Genomic DNA, 16,652 nt, shown 5'->3' on the forward strand with positions numbered 1-16,652 from the left:
CCCACAGGCTGATGCTCCCTCGGTATGTCAGCCAATACCGTCCCAGGGTGACCGTCCTGCGTCGCTGGGTGTGGCCCGGCCTGAAGTTCCTCGTGTTCGCCGCCATCGCGGTGTCCCTCGTCCGCCTCGCCTTCTTCGCGGCGCAGCCCGAGGGCGAGGAGACGACCCCGACCGCGCAGCTGGAGGACCCGACCGTCACCGTCGAGACGGGGGAAGTCGTCAACGACGTCGAGGCGACCGGTCACGTCGAGTCCGTCGCCGCGACGCCGGTGCGCTCCACCGCCGAGGGCACGGTCAACCGGGTCTTCGTGACGAACGGCACGCACGTCGAGCAGGGCGCGCCGATCATCGACCTCCGGGTCGAGACCCCGGCGGAGGGCACCACCGAGGACGGCGAGCCGTCGCCGGCGTCCGTGACCTTCGCGACCGTCGTCGCCTCGTCGTCCGGCACGGTGTCCGGACTCGACCTGGTGGCGAAACAGCCCGTCGCGATCGGTGACACCGTCGCCCGGGTCGCCCCGGAGTCGTACCGTGTGACCGCGACGCTCGAGGCCGCCCAGCTCTACCGACTCACCTCGCGTCCCTCCGAGGCGACCGTGACGATCACGGACGGGCCGGCGCCCTTCACCTGCACGAACCTCGCGCTCAGCTCCGCGTCCGCCTCGGCGGCGGGCGAGCCGTCGGACGCGGGTGCCGACGGTGCGGACGGTGGCGGGGGCTCCTCGGGTGCCGAGGGTGCGACGCAGCTGCGGTGCGACGTCCCCGGGGACGTCACCGTGTTCCCGGGGCTCGAGGTCACGGTCGCCGTGTCCGCGGGCTCGGCCGAGGGCGTGCTGACGCTCCCGACGACCGCCGTGCAGGGGACCGCGCAGCGCGGCGTCGTCACCGTCGTCGACGACGACGGGAAGCGTTCCGAGCGCGAGGTCGCCCTCGGCCTCAACGACGGCGAGACCGTCGAGGTGCGTGACGGGCTGTCCGAGGGCGAGACCGTCCTGCAGTTCGTCCCCGGCAAGGAGGCGCAGCCCGAGGACGAGTTCGCCGAGGACGGCACGGTGGTGACCGGATGAGCCTCGTGCACGTCCGCGACCTCCGGAAGTCCGTCCCGCTCCCCGACGGCTCCACGCTGGAGATCCTGCGCGGTGTCGACCTCGACGTCGAGGCGGACAGCCGCGTCGCCATCGTCGGCCGCTCGGGCTCGGGCAAGTCGACGCTGCTCAACGTCCTCGGCCTGCTCGACACCCCGACCGAGGGGCTGCACGAGTTCGACGGGCGGGACGTCGGCCGTGCCGGCTCGGTCCGACGCGACCGGGTGCGCGGCGCGGACGTCGGCTTCGTCTTCCAGCAGTTCAACCTGCTGCAGGGTCGCACCGCGGTCGAGAACGTCGAGGTCCCGTTGCTCTACGCGACCGGCCGGGCGTTCTGGTCGCGTCGTCGCCTGGCAGTGGAGATGCTCGACCGGGTGGGCCTCGCCGACCGTGCCGACACGCAGCCGCACCGGCTCTCCGGCGGGGAGCAGCAGCGCGTCGCCATCGCCCGGGCACTCGTCCGGTCGCCGCGGCTCATCCTGGCCGACGAGCCGACCGGTGCACTCGACGTCGACACCGGCCGCGTGGTCATGGAGCTGCTCGAGACCGTCGCGGCCGAGACCGGCGCGGCGCTCGTCACCATCACCCACGACACCGCGGTCGCAGCACGGGCGGACGTCGTCCACCGGATCGACCACGGGCTCGTCGTCGACACGGCAGCGTCCGATACCGCGTCCGCGTCCGCGTCTGCCTCCGCGTCCGAGTCCGCCTCCGCGTCCGCTTCCGTCGACGGGCCGGGGGTGGCGGCGTGAACCGGCTCCTCACCACCGTCGTCGGGACGTTCGTCGAGTCCTGGCAGGAGCTCCGCGTGCACCGCGGCCGGGTCGTGCTCAGCCTGATCGGGGTCACGATCGCGGTGGCGTCGCTCGCGGTCGTCGTCGGCTTCGGGTCGCTCGCCGAGCGGGTGACCGCCGCCTTCAACGAGCAGTACGGCGGACGGCCGGCGACCTACCAGGTCACCGGCTCGTCCTCGGCCACGGGGGACGGCACGGGTGCCGCTGCCGCGGCCGACGCCGCGGCGCTCGACCGGGAACTCCGCGCCGGTGCCGAGCGCTACCACGTCCGGTTCTCGACCGAGGCGTCGTGGACGCAGCGCCCCGTGCAGTTCCCCGACGGGGTCACCCTGGCCCAGGGCGTCACCGTCGACCCCGCGTACGCCGAGATGCACCGCGTCCGCGTCGACGACGGCGCGTGGTTCACCGAGGACGACCGGGACCGGCTCGCGCCGGCGCTCGTCGTCAACCAGGCGTTCCTCGACCGTCTCGGCAGCCCGGACGTCGTCACGCACCCGGTCGTGCGCCTGCCGGGGACGCCCGACGTCACCGCGGTCGTGATCGGCCGGTACGTGTCCTCGGAGTACGACACCGAGCCGATGTTCTACCAGCTGGCGCGGTCGGTCGCGACGTCGAGCGCGGAGGCCGCACCCGACGACGGTTCGCAGCGGCTGTTCGAGGTGTGGGTACCGGAGAGCGACGGGAAGGCGGTCGCCGGACGGATCGCATCGGACGCCGAGCGGGCGCTCGGCCCCGGGTGGACCGTCGACGCGAATCGTTCCGACGCGGCCGGCTCGGTCGACGGCGACCCGCTCGGTGCGCTGCGCTGGGTGATCGCCGGGGTCGCCGTCCTCGTCCTGGTGCTCGGCGGGCTCGGGCTGCTCAACGTGTCGCTGGTGAGCGTCCGGCAGCGGATCCGCGAGATCGGCATCCGACGCGGGGTCGGTGCGACCGCCGGACGCATCTTCGTCGCCGTGCTGCTCGAGAACGTGCTGGGGACGCTGGTCGCCGGCGGGATCGGCGTCATGGTCGGCGCGGCGGTGCTCGGGAACGAGACCGTCCGGGGGCTGATCACGAGCGGGGTCGACGTCGGGGGAGCGCCGTTCCCGGTCGAGGCGGCGCTGATCGGTGTCGGCTCGGCGCTGCTCGTCGGGGCGCTCGCCGGGTTCCTGCCCGCGATCGTGGCGGTCCGGGTCAAGGTCATCGACGCGATCCGGTACTGAGCGCGGAGGGCGTCCGGTCGCGGCGGGGCATCCACGGAATGTCCCGAGCGGGGATTAGGCTCCGTCGCATGGCCGGAGGCACCAAGTCGACCACGCGCTCGCGCGCGTCCACGTCGTCCCGCGGGAGCGGGTCGCGCGGTACGTCGCGCACGCAGGCCACGACGAAGAAGCTGCCGCAGGCGGCACCCACCCCGGTGTTCCGCGAGCAGAACCCCGTCGTGACCGCATGGCTCGCGATGGCGCACGGCGTCGGAGCACTGTTCCGGCTGCTCGGCAAGGAGACCCTCGCCAAGGACGAACGACGCGACGGTTTCCCGTTCCTCCTGTTCGTGCTCGCGCTCGCGGGCGGTGTCGTCGAGTGGCTCAACCCCACGAACCCGGTGTCCGTCACGCTCGACGCCTACACGTTCGGCGGGCTCTTCGGGCGACTGGCGGTCGCACTGCCCGTCATCATGATCGTCTTCGCCGGATGGCTCTTCCGCCACCCGGCGTCGGTGCACGACAACACCCGGATCGGCATCGGTCTCGGGCTGATGCTCGTCTCCATCGCGTCGCTCTGCCACGTGTTCGGCGGGCAGCCGAGCGCGTCCGACGGCATGGTCGCCCTGGCCGCCGCCGGTGGTGTCCTCGGCTGGGTGGTGATCAGCTGGCTCGTCGCGGTCGCCACCGTGTGGGTCGCGGTGCCGGTCGCGGTGGTGCTGCTCGTGCTGTCGCTCTTCATCATCACGAAGACCCCGCCGAACAAGACCGGACGCCGGCTCCACGAGCTGTACGCGTACCTGTTCGGTGCGCCGGCCCCCGTGGCCGAGGACGAACCCGCCACCGAGGCGGACGCCGCTCCGGCCGCGCCCCGAGCACGGACGTCGAAGCGCCGCACGAAGGACCAGACCGACTTCCCGCTGTTCGAGGACCTCGGGTTCGAGGACGAGCAGCCTGCCGGCGGTGAGGACGCCGAGAGCACCGTCCCGTGGTGGCGTCGCAACAAGTCCGGGCGCGAGGAGGACCCGGCGTACGACAGCCCCGTGCTGCCCGCGTCGGCGACGCAGGCCGTGCCCGACCGCGGAACCGGTGCCGGTGGTGCCGGGACGGCTGCCGCTGCCGGTGCCGCTGCTCCGGCCGTCGGCGCGAACGCGGGCGCGGCCGCCGGACTCGTGGACCACACGCCCGCGGTGCCCGCCTCGGTGAACCTCAACGACTCGGTCGAGCACGACGACGTGCACGGCGCACAGGAGGTCGAGCAGGACCTCGCCGTCGCCGAACAGGCCCTCCGCGACTTCGGCACCCCGGTGCCCGAGCAGCCCGCGGCGGTCGCCCGGCCCGACGCCGGAGTCTCCCCGGTGGTCTCGCCGACGGCGCCCGAGCCCGAGGCCGCTGACGACGGCCTGCCCGCCGCGACCGCCGCCGACGAGGACCCGGCAGCCCCGTACCGCCTGCCCGCAGCCACCACCCTCAGCGCCGGCACCCCCTCGGTCGCCCGCAGCCAGGCGAACGACGACATCGTGGCGGCGATCACCGGCGTGCTCACCGAGTTCAAGGTGGACGCGAAGGTCACGGGGTTCTCGCGCGGACCGACGGTCACGCGCTACGAGATCGAGCTCGGTCCCGGTGTGAAGGTCGAGCGCGTCACGGCGCTGTCGAAGAACCTGTCGTACGCCGTCGCGTCGAACGAGGTCCGCATCCTGTCGCCGATCCCGGGCAAGAGCGCGATCGGCGTGGAGATCCCGAACACAGACCGCGAGATCGTCTCCCTCGGCGACGTCCTGCGCTCCGGCGCGGCCACGAAGTCGAAGCACCCGATGACCATCGGCGTCGGCAAGGACGTCGAGGGCGGCTTCGTCGTCGCGAACCTGGCGAAGATGCCGCACCTGCTCGTCGCCGGCTCCACGGGCTCCGGCAAGTCGGTGTTCATCAACTCGATGATCACCTCGCTGCTGATGCGCGCGAAGCCGTCCGAGGTCCGCATGGTCCTCGTCGACCCGAAGCGCGTCGAGCTGTCGATCTACGCCGGGGTCCCGCACCTCATCACGCCCATCATCACGAACCCCAAGAAGGCCGCCGAGGCGCTGCAGTGGGTCGTGAAGGAGATGGACATGCGGTACGACGACCTGGCGTCGTTCGGGTTCCGGCACGTCGACGACTTCAACAAGGCCGTGCAGAACGACGAGATCGTCCTGCCCGCCGGCAGCGAGCGGAAGCTCAAGCCGTACCCGTACCTGCTCGTCGTGGTCGACGAGCTCGCGGACCTCATGCTCGTCGCCCCTCGGGACGTCGAGGAGTCGATCGTCCGGATCACCCAGCTCGCCCGTGCCGCCGGCATCCACCTGGTGCTCGCGACGCAGCGGCCCTCGGTCGACGTCATCACCGGTCTCATCAAGGCGAACGTCCCGTCGCGCGTGGCCTTCGCGGTCACGAGCGTCACCGACTCGCGGGTCATCCTCGACCAGCCGGGCGCCGACAAGCTCATCGGGCAGGGTGACGGGCTCTTCCTGCCGATGGGCTCGTCGAAGGCCGTCCGTGTGCAGGGTGCCTGGGTGCAGGAGAGCGAGGTCGCCGAGGTCGTCGCGCACGTCACGCGCCAGGCGCGCCCCGAGTACCGGCAGGACGTCCAGGCCGTGGTGGAGCGCAAGGAGATCGACGCCGACATCGGCGACGACCTCGAGCTCCTGCTCGCCGCGGTCGAACAGGTCGTCTCGACCCAGTTCGGCTCGACCTCGATGCTGCAGCGCAAGCTCCGCGTCGGCTTCGCGAAGGCCGGCCGACTGATGGACCTCATGGAGTCGCGTGACATCGTGGGGCCGTCCGAGGGGTCGAAGGCCCGCGACGTGCTCGTCACGCCCGACCAGCTCCCGGGCGTGCTCGCGAAGCTCCGGGGCGAGGAGCCGCCGGCTGCTCCGGCTGCCGACGGACCGCCGTCGGTCCGGCCGGGAGGCACGGCCTCCGTCGCCGGGGCCGACCCGGCTCCGGCTGCGGCCGGCTCCGGGGCTCCTGCCGGACCCGCCGGGGCGGGTGCCGGTGGTCAGGACGACGACAGGTACGGCTCGGACCCGGTGGCGGACATGACCCGCGGGTACCCTGAGGTCGAGGACGACGGACCGGACGAGGACGCATGGGGACTGACGGGCAGGGAGTGAGCACGTGACCAGCTCGGAGACCACACACGGGGCTCGGTTCCCCTGGCGCGGACGGTTGCTCCGCAAGGGGGACGGCCCGGCATCGACCGCGAACGTCGCCAACATCATCACCGTGGTGCGCATCCTCATGGCGCCGCTCTTCTTCGTGATGCTGCTCTCCGACGGCGGCCAGGACACGTCGTTGCGCGTCTGGGCGGCCGTCGTGTTCGTCGTCGCGATCGTCACGGACAGTGCGGACGGCATCATCGCCCGACGCCAGAACCTGGTCACGGACTTCGGCAAGCTCGTCGACCCGATCGCCGACAAGGTCCTGATCGGCGGTGCCCTCGTCGCGCTGTCGATCCTGGGTGAGCTGCCGTGGATCGTCACGGTGCTGATCATGCTCCGGGAGATCGGCATCACCGTGTTCCGCTTCGCCGTGCTGTCCGACCGGGTCATCCCGGCGAGCCGCGGCGGCAAGATCAAGACCGTGCTGCAGGCCGTCGCGATCACGCTCGCACTGTTCCCGTGGTGGAACGTCGTCGGTGACCTGGCGCACTGGGTGAACGGCATCCTCATGACGGCGGCGCTCCTCGCGACGGTGCTCAGCGGGGCGGACTACCTGTGGCAGGCCTGGAAGCACAACCGCCGAGCAGCATGACGTCGGCCGGTACCGGGGCCGCCGGTCCGACGGGTCGGTCGTCGATGCCGGGGTCGCAGTCGGGGTCGCAGTCGGGGTCGGTGTCGGACGAGGAACTCGCGCGCGCGCTCGTCGGTGTCCTGACCGCCCGGGGCGAGACCGTCGCGGTCGCCGAGTCCCTCACGGGCGGACTCGTCGTCGCGACGCTCGTGGGCGTCCCCGGGGCCAGCGCCGTCGTCCGCGGCGGGGTGGTCGCCTACGCCACGCCGGTGAAGGCGACGGTGCTCGGGGTCGACGCCGACCTACTCGCGTCGAACGGCGCGGTCGACCCGGAGGTTGCACGGCAGATGGCCTCGGGCGTCCGGACGGCCCTGGCGGTGGACGGCGTCCCCGCCACGTGGGGGATCAGCACGACCGGCGTCGCCGGACCGGACCCGCAGGACGGCAAGCCGGTGGGCACCGTCTTCGTCGGCATCGCATCCGCGGAACGCAGTGTCGCGACGGAGTTGCACCTCGAGGGGGACCGGGCAGCAATCCGCTCGGCCACCGTCTCCGAACTCCTGGCACGGATGACGACCGAGGTCGACAGCGGGGAATAGGTCCTGTTGCCACTGGGTTACATCCCACGCAATCTCCAGCAGGACGGCAGCCGGCGTGGTTAGCATGCTGCGAACGGCAACGCTACTGTTGCTGAACCCGACCCCAGGTCACCCGGACCGGGCGGGCGCGGAGACGACAGGAAGGAGGAGTCCACATGGTTCTCGTTCGTCAGGAGATCGGCGACGTGCTTCGGGACTTCCGCTTGCAGAAGGGCCGGACCCTCCGTCAGGTCGCATCCAAGGCCAGTGTCGCGCTCGGGTACCTCAGTGAGGTCGAGCGTGGGCAGAAGGAGGCCAGCTCCGAGATCCTCGCCTCGGTCGCGGATGCCCTCGACACCCCGATCTCGACCATCATGCGCGAGGTGGGCGACCGTCTCGCAGTCGTCGAGGGGCTCACCCCGGTCCCCGACACGCTGCCCGACGACCTCGTCGCCGAGTTCGACAACGACCTCGCGGTGCGCTGACGCACCACCCCCTCGAACGCCCTCGCCGGTCCGCCGGCGGGGGCGTTCGTCGTTACGCTGGACCGATGCGCGTGAGTGAGTTCTGGCGAGCCGTCGACCAGGTGTTCGGGGAGGCCTACGGCGCCGTGGTGTCCCGCGACGTCGTGCTCGAGGAGCTCGGTGGATGTTCGGCGGCGGACGCGCTCGACGCGGGCATCGACGCCAGGCGGGTGTGGGAAGCACTCTGTGACTCCCAGGACGTCCCGCTGGACAAGCGGCACGGCAAGGGCCTGGCGGAGCCGCGCGACTGACGCCGTCGTCCGAAACTGTGTTCGGCGTGTTGCTCGAACGCGTGTTCGATCGGTGCTAGGTTCCTGCACATCGGCGCTGTCCCGGACCATCGTCCACAGGTCGCGCGGTCGCAGGCAGTGATGTCGGTGGCCCGCCCTAGGTTCGAGGTCATCGGGAACAGCCCGAAGCCTTGTCGCCGAACACCAGCCCTGCACCACCGGCTGGGGTGGACGCGACAGCCTACAGGCGGCCGACACCGAGCACGAAGGAGCACCCCATGCCATCACCCGCAGACCGCGAGAAGGCCCTCGAGACCGCACTCGCCCAGATCGACCGGCAGTTCGGCAAGGGGACGGTCATGCGTCTCGGCTCGGACGAGCGCGCGCCGGTCGCCACCATCCCGACCGGCTCCGTCGCGCTCGACGTCGCACTCGGCATCGGCGGCCTCCCGCGCGGCCGCATCATCGAGATCTACGGCCCGGAGTCGTCGGGTAAGACGACCCTGACGCTGCACGCCATCGCGAACGCGCAGCGCGCGGGTGGCATCGCAGCCTTCATCGACGCGGAGCACGCGCTCGACCCCGAGTACGCGAAGAAGCTCGGTGTCGACATCGACGCCCTCCTCGTGTCGCAGCCCGACACCGGTGAGCAGGCGCTCGAGATCGCCGACATGCTCGTCCGCTCGGGGTCGATCGACCTGATCGTCGTCGACTCGGTCGCCGCCCTGGTGCCGCGTGCCGAGATCGAGGGCGAGATGGGCGACTCGCACGTGGGTCTCCAGGCGCGCCTCATGTCCCAGGCCCTGCGCAAGCTCGCCGGTGGCCTGAACCAGACGCAGACCACGATGATCTTCATCAACCAGCTGCGCGAGAAGATCGGCGTGTTCTTCGGCAGCCCCGAAACGACCGCCGGCGGCAAGGCGCTCAAGTTCTACGCGTCGGTCCGCCTCGACATCCGTCGCATCGAGACGCTGAAGAGCGGGACCGACGCCGTCGGCAACCGCACCCGCGTCAAGGTCGTGAAGAACAAGATGGCTCCGCCCTTCAAGCAGGCCGAGTTCGACATCCTGTACGGCACGGGCATCTCGCGCGAGGGCTCCCTGCTCGACTTCGGTGTCGACCACGGCATCGTGAAGAAGTCGGGTGCCTGGTACACCTACGACGGCGACCAGCTCGGGCAGGGCAAGGAGAACTCGCGCTCGTTCCTGATCCAGAACGCGGACATCGCGGCGGAGATCGAGGGCAAGATCCTCGCGAAGCTCGGCGTCGGTGGCGCCAAGGCCGATGCTCCGGTCGAGTCGATCGCGCCGAAGCTGGCGGAGCGCAAGGGCGCGTGACCGGCGCAGACGACCACGACGAGGGCCTCGCACCGGTCACCGACCTGTTCGGTGCGCGGGCCCGTCGTGGTCGACGCACCCCGCCGGCGGAGCCGGAACCTGTCCGGTCGAGCCCGGTCGAGCCGGGCGCGGCCGAGCCGGGCACGGTCAGGCCGGGCACGGTCGGGCCGGGCACGGTCGAGCCGAACCCCATCGAGCCGAGCCTGAGCCCGGTCGATCTGGCTCCGCGCGCGGAGCGTGGCGTTCCCGGCGGCACCGGGTCGTCCGACGACGGCTGGGCGCCCGAGTCGATGGTGCTCGGTGACGACGAACGGCGGTTCGGCCGGGCACCGACCACCGCGGTGAACGACGAGTCCGCCGGCTCGGGGTCGGCGACGGGGACGCCCGTCGAGGACGACCCGCCGGTGCCGGCCGCGATCCCCTTCCGCGGACAGCAGTCCGAGGCGGAGTGGGTGTCGCCGGTCGTCGGCGACGGCTCCGGTCGGAGTGCACGCGCCGAGCAGCACGGGTACGACGACGACGACACCGCGGACGCCGCGAGCGCATCGGTGTTCGCCATCGCCAGCGGTGACGAGATCGACCCGGCCGACGCCCCACGACCGCTCGACGAGCAGCGCGCCGATGCCGAGCGCGTGAGCATGCGCGCGCTCGGGCGCAAGGGGGTCAGCGAGTCGGAGATGCGGCAGCTGCTGACGAAGCAGGACCTCGACGACGACGTCGTCGAGCACGAGGTCGCCCGACTGGTGCGCGTGGGCCTGCTCGACGACGTGGCCTTCGCCACCGACCTGGTGGACCGGCTGCACGAGCGCAAGGGCCTCGGTCGCCAGGGCGTGGTCGCCGAGCTGCGACGCCGTGGCATCGACCAGGCGGCGATCGACGCGGCGCTCGAGGCCGCGGAGGACGACGCCGACGACGAGTTCGTCCGCGCGATCGAGCTCGCTGAGAAGCGTGCACGCCAACTCCGTGGGCTCGACCGTGCGACTGCCGAGCGGCGCCTGAGCGGCTTCCTGATGCGCAAGGGGTACGGCTCGGGAGTCGTCCGCATCGCGGTGGAGCGGGCGCTCGACGGTCCGCCGCGACGCTCGCCCTCGGGTGGGGGCACCGTCCGCTTCGAGTAGCGCGGCGGCGGGCTCGACGGCCGTCCTGCGGACGCCGCGGTCGACCTACACTGGGACGATCATGGCCACCGTCGAAGCCCGCCCCAGAACCTACGAGGTCCGCACCCACGGGTGCCAGATGAACGTCCACGACTCGGAGCGCCTGAGCGGGTCGCTGCAGGCGGCCGGGTACGTGGCGTCGGACGGCGAGCAGGCTGACGTGGTCGTCATCAACACCTGCGCCGTGCGCGAGAACGCGGACAACCGTCTCTACGGCAACCTCGGGCAGCTCGCGGGCATCAAGCGCACGCACCCCGGCATGCAGATCGCCGTCGGCGGGTGCCTGGCGCAGAAGGACAAGAACGTCATCCTCGAGAAGGCGCCCTGGGTCGACGTCGTCTTCGGCACGCACAACATGGGGTCGCTGCCGACCCTGCTCGAGCGGGCTCGGCACAACGACGAGGCGCAGATCGAGATCCTCGAAGCGCTCGACGTGTTCCCGTCGACGCTGCCGACCAAGCGCGACTCCACGCACAGCGGCTGGGTGTCGATCTCCGTCGGCTGCAACAACACCTGCACCTTCTGCATCGTCCCGTCGCTCCGTGGCAAGGAGAAGGACCGTCGTCCGGGCGACGTGCTCGCCGAGATCCAGGCGCTCGTCGACGACGGAGCCATCGAGGTGACGCTGCTCGGGCAGAACGTCAACTCCTACGGCGTGGAGTTCGGCGACCGTCAAGCGTTCGGCAAGCTGCTCCGGGCCGCCGGTCAGATCGACGGCCTCGAGCGCGTGCGGTTCACGAGCCCGCACCCGGCCGCGTTCACCGACGACGTGATCGACGCCATGGCCGAGACCCCGAACGTCATGCCCCAGCTGCACATGCCGCTGCAGTCCGGATCGGACCGGGTGCTCAAGGCCATGCGTCGGAGCTACCGGAGTGAACGGTTCCTCGGCATCCTCGACCGCGTGCGGGCGAAGATCCCGGACGCCGCGATCTCCACCGACATCATCGTGGGGTTCCCCGGTGAGACCGACGAGGACTTCGAGGACACCCTGCGCGTCGTGGAGCAGTCGCGGTTCGCCTCGGCCTTCACGTTCCAGTACTCGATCCGTCCGGGCACGCCGGCGGCGATGATGCCGGACCAGCTGCCGAAGGAGGTCGTGCAGGAACGCTACGACCGGCTCATCGCGCTGCAGGACCGCATCACCGCCGAGGAGCACGCGAAGCAGGTCGGTCGGAGCGTCGAGGTGCTCGTCGCCACCGGCGAGGGCAAGAAGGACGAGACCACCCACCGCCTGTCCGGCCGCGCCGAGGACTCCCGCCTCGTGCACTTCGCCGTGCCGCAGGGCTCCGCCGTCCCGCGTCCCGGCGACGTCGTCACCGTCGAGATCACGCGCGCAGCCCCGCACTTCCTGATCGCCGACAACGAGGGCCCCCTGCGGATCCGTCGGACCCGTGCCGGTGACGCCTGGGACCGTGCGCAGGCCGAGAGCTGCGGTGTGCCGACCCCGTCCGCCCCGGGCGCCGGGCCCCGTCCGGTCTCGCTCGGGCTGCCGAGCCTCCGTGTCGGACGCTGACCGGCCGCTCGCGGCGGTCGGGCCGCGCCACGACGGTACCCCCGACCTGATCGCGGTCGTCGGTGCGACCGGCACCGGCAAGTCCGAGGTCGCCCTCGCCGTCGCGGAACGGCTGCGGGCGAGCGGCCGTCCCGCGGAGGTCGTGAACGCCGACGCCATGCAGCTCTACCGCGGCATGGACGTCGGCACCGCCAAGCTGTCGGTCGCGGAGCGGCGGGGCATCCCGCACCACCAGCTCGACGTGCTCGCGGTGACCGACGAGGCGAGCGTCGCGGCCTACCAGCGCGACGCCCGTGCGGACGTCGAACGGATCACCGCGCACGGCGGCACCGCGGTGCTCGTCGGCGGCAGCGGGCTCTACGTGTCGGCGGTGCTGTTCGACCTCGCCTTCCCCGGCACCGACCCGGAGCTCCGCGCCGAGCTCGAGCGTGAGCACGCCGAGCACGGGCCGAACGCCCTCCTCGCGCGCCTGCGCGCCCTGGACCCGGCCGCGGCAGCCGACGTCGACTCCCGCAACCCTCGGCGGCTCATCCGGGCCGTGGAGATCGCGAGCCGGTCCGAGGTCGTGACCCCGCGCCTCCCGGCCGCGCCCCGCGCATGGCGACCGGCTCGGGTGCTGCACCTGCACCGCGAGCGCAGCGGGCTCGTCGCGTCCCTGCACGCGAGGGCCGAGCGGATGTTCGCCGACGGCCTCGTCGACGAGGTGGAGGCGCTCCGCGCGGAGGGGTTGGAGCAGGGACGCACGGCGCGCGCGGCGATTGGGTACTCGCAAGCGCTCGACGTCCTGCACGGCCGAGCGACGACGGCCGAGGCGGTGGAGGCGACGGCGGTCGCGACCCGCAAGTACGCCAGGCGACAGGTGTCCTGGTTCAAGCGGTACGACGCCGAGGTGATCGACGTCAGCGGCGCCGACGTCGCGGGGCTGCATGCGGCGGCCCGTAGGATCGTGCCGTGACCGAGCTGCACTTCACGAAGGGCCAGGGGACGGGCAACGACTTCGTCCTGTTCGCCGACCCCGACGCAACGGTCGACCTGACCCCCGAGCGCATCCGGGCCATCGCCGACCGCCGCTTCGGCGTGGGCGCCGACGGTGTCATCCGGGCGGTCCGGTCGGAGGCGATCCCCGAGGGGCGCACGCTCGTCGCCGTCGAACCCGCCGCCACCTGGTTCATGGACTACCACAACGCCGACGGCTCGGTCGCCGAGATGTGCGGGAACGGCATCCGCGTCTTCGCGCGGTACCTGACCGAGTCCGGGCTCGTCGACCTCGCGCCGGGGGAGACGCTCACGGTCGGCAGCCGCAAGGGGCTCGTCGACGTCCAGCGCACCACGAACGGCTTCTCGGCCGACCTCGGGCGCTGGGGCCTCGGCATCGAGGGCGGCGGGGCGAACGACGTCACCGTGCGGGCGAAGGAGCTCGACGGTGCACGACCCGGACTCGGCATCGACGTCGGCAACCCGCACGTCGTCGTGGCCGTGGCGACCGAGGACGAGCTCGCCGAGGTCGACCTGACGTACGTCCCCGTCCTCGACCCGGCGCCCGCAGCGGGCGCGAACGTCGAGTTCGTGCTGCCCGGTGACCCCCTCGTCAAGGACGGCGTGGGGGAGATCACCATGCGCGTGCACGAACGGGGGAGCGGCGAGACGCTGTCCTGCGGCACCGGTGCGGTCGCGGCCGCCCTCGCGACGCGGTACTGGGCGGGGCCCTCGGCGCCGGACACCTGGCGGGTGCGGGTGCCGGGCGGGGTCGTCACCGTGCGGATGTTCGCGGCGGAGGACGGCGAGCACGTCGCGCTGGCCGGTCCGGCAGAGCTCGTGTTCTCCGGGGACCTGACCGTCTGACGCTGCCGCGGTGGCGCGGTGCCGCGGTGCCGCGGTACCGCGCTGCCGCCGTGCCGGCGCGAGCGGGACGCCGTCGTGCCAGTGGGACGGCGAGGCGGAGACGACGCGCAGGTGTGCTCGTGAGACGCCGGCGTGTCCTCGAGACGCCGTCATGCGTGCGAGACGCCGTCGATCTCGGCGGCGTCTCGGCTGTCCGGATGCGTCTCGCGTCGACGCCGGCGTCTCGCGCGGGTACGGGCGCAGCCCAGCGCAGCCCGACCCGCCGCCTGCGCCCTGCCCCGGGCTACTCGGCGGTCCGGCGGACCCGGATCACGCGGAAGCCCTTGTCGGTCGTGGCCCGCGACACCGCGAACCCGTCCCCGAGCGCGTCCCCGAGCCACCGCTGCAGGGAGTCCCCGCCGAGGTCCTTCGACACCACCAGCCAAGCGTCCCCGCCGACCTCGAGCCGGGGCAGCCACGTCAGCAGGATGGCGTGCAGTTCGTCCTTCCCCACCCGGATCGGCGGGTTGGACCAGATCGTGCGGAAGCGCAGGTCCGCCGGGAGCTCGTCCGGCAGCCCGACGGTGACGTTCGACGCCCCGGCTGCGACGGCGTTGCGCTGCGCGAGACCGAGGACCCGCTCGTTGACGTCCACGCCCCAGACCCGGGCGTCCGGCGACTCGAGCGCCATCGTGATCGCGATCGGCCCCCACCCGCAGCCGATGTCGAGCAGGTCGCCCTCGGGCGCGGGCGGCGGCACGGACCCGAGCAGCACCCTGGTGCCGCGGTCGACACCGTCCGGGCTGAACACGCCCGCGGCGGTGGACAGCGTGAGCGACCGTCCGGCGAGCGTGACGTGCACCTGTCGCTCACGGGCCTCCGACGAGGGGTTCGCGGAGAAGTAGTGCTCGTTCGCCATGGAAGAACCGTACCGGCGAGCCCGTGTGTCCCGGGCGTGGCGGCGGTACCCTGTGGAGAAGATGACGGAAACCACCATGAACGACGGACGATCCGACGACAGCGCCGAGGGTGTCGTGGAACGCGTCCTCCGCAATGCCGAGACCCGGGCCACGTCGGCGATCTTCGCTCCGGCCCAGGCCATCCAGACACGATCGGTCGACGAGCACGGCTGGTCCGGCGACGGCGACCAGTACGAGCGCGAGGACCGCGCCGCCCTGCGGCGCGTCACCGGGCTCTCCACCGAGCTCGAGGACGTCACCGAGGTCGAGTACCGGCAGCTCCGGCTCGAGCGGGTCGTGCTGATCGGCGTGTACCCCCAGGGCGACGCCCAGGACGCCGAGAACTCCCTCCGCGAGCTCGCCGCCCTGGCCGAGACCGCCGGTGCCGTGGTCCTCGACGGGCTCCTGCAGCGCCGGCCCAACCCCGACCCGGCGACCTACCTCGGCAAGGGCAAGGCCGAGGAGCTCGCCATGGTCGTCAAGGCGACCGGCGCCGACACGGTCGTCGCGGACACGGAGCTCGCCCCCTCCCAGCGCCGAGCGCTCGAGGACGTCGTGAAGGTGAAGGTGATCGACCGGACCGCCGTGATCCTCGACATCTTCAGCCAGCACGCCACCACGCGCGAGGGCAAGGCCCAGGTCGAGCTGGCCCAGCTGCAGTACCTGCTGCCGCGTCTGCGCGGCTGGGGTGAGTCGATGTCCCGCCAGGCCGGTGGTCAGGTCTCCGGCGGTGCCGGCATGGGGTCCCGTGGTCCGGGTGAGACGAAGATCGAGCTCGACCGCCGGCGCATCAACACGCGCATGTCGAAGCTCCGCCGTCAGATCGCGGGCTTCCGACCGGCTCGGGAGGCCAAGCGCGCCGACCGGCACCGCAACGAGGTGCCGAGCGTCGCGATCGCCGGGTACACCAACGCCGGGAAGTCCTCGCTCCTGAACCGCCTGACGAGCGCGGGCGTCCTGGTGCAGAACCAGCTGTTCGCAACCCTCGACGCCACGGTGCGCCGGACCGAGAGCAGCGCCGGCCGCGAGTTCACGTTCGTCGACACGGTGGGCTTCGTGCGGAACCTGCCGCACCAGCTGGTCGAGGCCTTCCGCTCCACGCTCGAGGAGGTCGGCGAGGCCGACGTCATCGTGCACGTGGTCGACGGGTCGCACCCCGACCCCGCCGCGCAGCTCGCGACGGTCCGAGACGTCATGGGTGACGTCGGAGCGCGGGACATCCCCGAGGTCGTCGCGTTCAACAAGGCGGACCTCATCGACGAGGCGCAGCGACTCGTGCTGGTCGGACTCGTGCCGGACGCGGTGTTCGTCTCCGCCCGCACGGGCGAGGGCGTGCCCGAGCTCCTCGCCGCGATCGAGGCACGGCTGCCAGAACCGGACGTCGAGTTGACGGTGGTGATCCCGTACGACCGTGGCGACCTGGTGTCGTCACTGCACGACGCGGGAGCAGTCGAGACGACCGACTACGTCGAGGACGGCACCCGCCTGCGGGTGCGCGTCTTCCAGCGCCAGGTCGCGGAGCTCGACCCGTACGTGGTCACGCCGGTCGCGACGGCGTAGTCCCGCAGACGGTCGCGCCACACCCCCGGCCGGGAGGCACGGGTCGGGTCCGGCGCGCCGGTCCGGCCCCTGGGCGGTACGGTGCGGTCGCCTGCTCACGTCGCGCCGTCGGACGGTGCGGCGTGACTTCGCACAACGC

General features: G+C 72.1%; 15 protein-coding genes. 14 read left to right on the forward strand and 1 reads right to left on the reverse strand.

What is annotated here, in order from left to right; translation table 11 throughout:
- The first annotated feature begins 47 nt into the window (after positions 1-47).
- From NI26_RS05310 to dapF, 13 genes are all read left to right on the forward strand, one after another.
- Positions 48-1,067, forward strand: coding sequence for an HlyD family efflux transporter periplasmic adaptor subunit (locus NI26_RS05310; protein ID WP_066653276.1), 1,020 nt, complete (start codon positions 48-50; stop codon positions 1,065-1,067).
- Complete coding sequence (locus NI26_RS05315; protein WP_066653278.1) at positions 1,064-1,837, forward strand: ABC transporter ATP-binding protein; 774 nt, start codon at positions 1,064-1,066, stop codon at positions 1,835-1,837. The genes NI26_RS05310 and NI26_RS05315 overlap by 4 nt, the downstream gene beginning before the upstream one ends.
- Positions 1,834-3,081, forward strand: a complete 1,248-nt coding sequence (locus NI26_RS05320) for an ABC transporter permease (protein ID WP_066653280.1) — start codon at positions 1,834-1,836, stop codon at positions 3,079-3,081. Before NI26_RS05315 ends, NI26_RS05320 begins: the two co-directional genes overlap by 4 nt.
- A gap of 68 nt (positions 3,082-3,149) precedes the next feature.
- Positions 3,150-6,212: an FtsK/SpoIIIE family DNA translocase gene (locus tag NI26_RS05325; RefSeq protein ID WP_066653282.1), complete on the forward strand. Its 3,063-nt coding sequence runs from the start codon at positions 3,150-3,152 to the stop codon at positions 6,210-6,212.
- A 4-nt stretch (positions 6,213-6,216) separates the two neighbouring features.
- A complete protein-coding gene (gene pgsA / locus NI26_RS05330; RefSeq protein WP_066653285.1) occupies positions 6,217-6,852 on the forward strand; it encodes a CDP-diacylglycerol--glycerol-3-phosphate 3-phosphatidyltransferase in 636 nt (211 codons plus the stop codon).
- A 44-nt stretch (positions 6,853-6,896) separates the two neighbouring features.
- On the forward strand, positions 6,897-7,430 hold the full coding sequence (locus tag NI26_RS05335) for a CinA family protein (protein ID WP_081985245.1): 534 nt from the start codon (positions 6,897-6,899) through the stop codon (positions 7,428-7,430).
- A gap of 155 nt (positions 7,431-7,585) precedes the next feature.
- The gene (locus tag NI26_RS05340) at positions 7,586-7,894 is read left to right on the forward strand and encodes a helix-turn-helix domain-containing protein (RefSeq protein WP_058742950.1); all 309 of its coding nucleotides are present in this window, start codon (positions 7,586-7,588) and stop codon (positions 7,892-7,894) included.
- Between the two features lie 65 nt (positions 7,895-7,959).
- On the forward strand, positions 7,960-8,184 hold the full coding sequence (locus tag NI26_RS05345) for a DUF3046 domain-containing protein (protein WP_066653286.1): 225 nt from the start codon (positions 7,960-7,962) through the stop codon (positions 8,182-8,184).
- A 257-nt stretch (positions 8,185-8,441) separates the two neighbouring features.
- Positions 8,442-9,500, forward strand: coding sequence for a recombinase RecA (gene recA, locus NI26_RS05350; RefSeq protein WP_066653287.1), 1,059 nt, complete (start codon positions 8,442-8,444; stop codon positions 9,498-9,500).
- Positions 9,497-10,618, forward strand: a complete 1,122-nt coding sequence (locus tag NI26_RS05355; protein ID WP_066653288.1) for a regulatory protein RecX — start codon at positions 9,497-9,499, stop codon at positions 10,616-10,618. The genes recA and NI26_RS05355 overlap by 4 nt, the downstream gene beginning before the upstream one ends.
- 61 nt (positions 10,619-10,679) lie before the next feature.
- Positions 10,680-12,173, forward strand: a complete 1,494-nt coding sequence (gene miaB / locus NI26_RS05360; RefSeq protein ID WP_066653289.1) for a tRNA (N6-isopentenyl adenosine(37)-C2)-methylthiotransferase MiaB — start codon at positions 10,680-10,682, stop codon at positions 12,171-12,173.
- Positions 12,160-13,128, forward strand: coding sequence for a tRNA (adenosine(37)-N6)-dimethylallyltransferase MiaA (gene miaA / locus NI26_RS05365; protein WP_066653295.1), 969 nt, complete (start codon positions 12,160-12,162; stop codon positions 13,126-13,128). The genes miaB and miaA overlap by 14 nt, the downstream gene beginning before the upstream one ends.
- Entirely contained in the window at positions 13,125-14,015 is an 891-nt protein-coding gene (gene dapF / locus NI26_RS05370) for a diaminopimelate epimerase (RefSeq protein WP_066653297.1), read from the forward strand. The genes miaA and dapF overlap by 4 nt, the downstream gene beginning before the upstream one ends.
- Positions 14,016-14,298: 283 nt before the next feature.
- On the opposite strand, the gene NI26_RS05375 is transcribed toward dapF, so the two are convergent.
- Positions 14,299-14,913 (reverse strand): class I SAM-dependent methyltransferase, encoded by a 615-nt coding sequence (locus NI26_RS05375; protein ID WP_066653299.1) that lies wholly within the window; start codon positions 14,911-14,913, stop codon positions 14,299-14,301.
- A gap of 61 nt (positions 14,914-14,974) precedes the next feature.
- On the opposite strand from NI26_RS05375, the gene hflX reads away from it, so the two are divergent.
- Complete coding sequence (gene hflX / locus NI26_RS05380) at positions 14,975-16,513, forward strand: GTPase HflX (protein WP_066657961.1); 1,539 nt, start codon at positions 14,975-14,977, stop codon at positions 16,511-16,513.
- Positions 16,514-16,652: the final 139 nt, after the last annotated feature.

It is taken from the genome of Curtobacterium sp. MR_MD2014 (genome assembly GCF_000772085.1).
In the GTDB taxonomy this organism is placed as follows: domain Bacteria; phylum Actinomycetota; class Actinomycetes; order Actinomycetales; family Microbacteriaceae; genus Curtobacterium.

What these genes read in the sequence shown, in the direction of transcription:
- NI26_RS05315 (WP_066653278.1), top strand. Translation starts at nt 1,064, where the DNA reads ATGAGCCTCGTGCACGTCCGCGACCTCCGGAAGTCCGTCCCGCTCCCC.
- NI26_RS05325 (WP_066653282.1), top strand. Translation starts at nt 3,150, where the DNA reads ATGGCCGGAGGCACCAAGTCGACCACGCGCTCGCGCGCGTCCACGTCG.
- NI26_RS05335 (WP_081985245.1), top strand. Translation starts at nt 6,897, where the DNA reads ATGCCGGGGTCGCAGTCGGGGTCGCAGTCGGGGTCGGTGTCGGACGAG.
- NI26_RS05340 (WP_058742950.1), top strand. Translation starts at nt 7,586, where the DNA reads ATGGTTCTCGTTCGTCAGGAGATCGGCGACGTGCTTCGGGACTTCCGC.
- NI26_RS05345 (WP_066653286.1), top strand. Translation starts at nt 7,960, where the DNA reads ATGCGCGTGAGTGAGTTCTGGCGAGCCGTCGACCAGGTGTTCGGGGAG.
- recA (WP_066653287.1), top strand. Translation starts at nt 8,442, where the DNA reads ATGCCATCACCCGCAGACCGCGAGAAGGCCCTCGAGACCGCACTCGCC.
- miaB (WP_066653289.1), top strand. Translation starts at nt 10,680, where the DNA reads ATGGCCACCGTCGAAGCCCGCCCCAGAACCTACGAGGTCCGCACCCAC.
- NI26_RS05375 (WP_066653299.1), bottom strand. Translation starts at nt 14,913, where the DNA reads ATGGCGAACGAGCACTACTTCTCCGCGAACCCCTCGTCGGAGGCCCGT.
- hflX (WP_066657961.1), top strand. Translation starts at nt 14,975, where the DNA reads ATGACGGAAACCACCATGAACGACGGACGATCCGACGACAGCGCCGAG.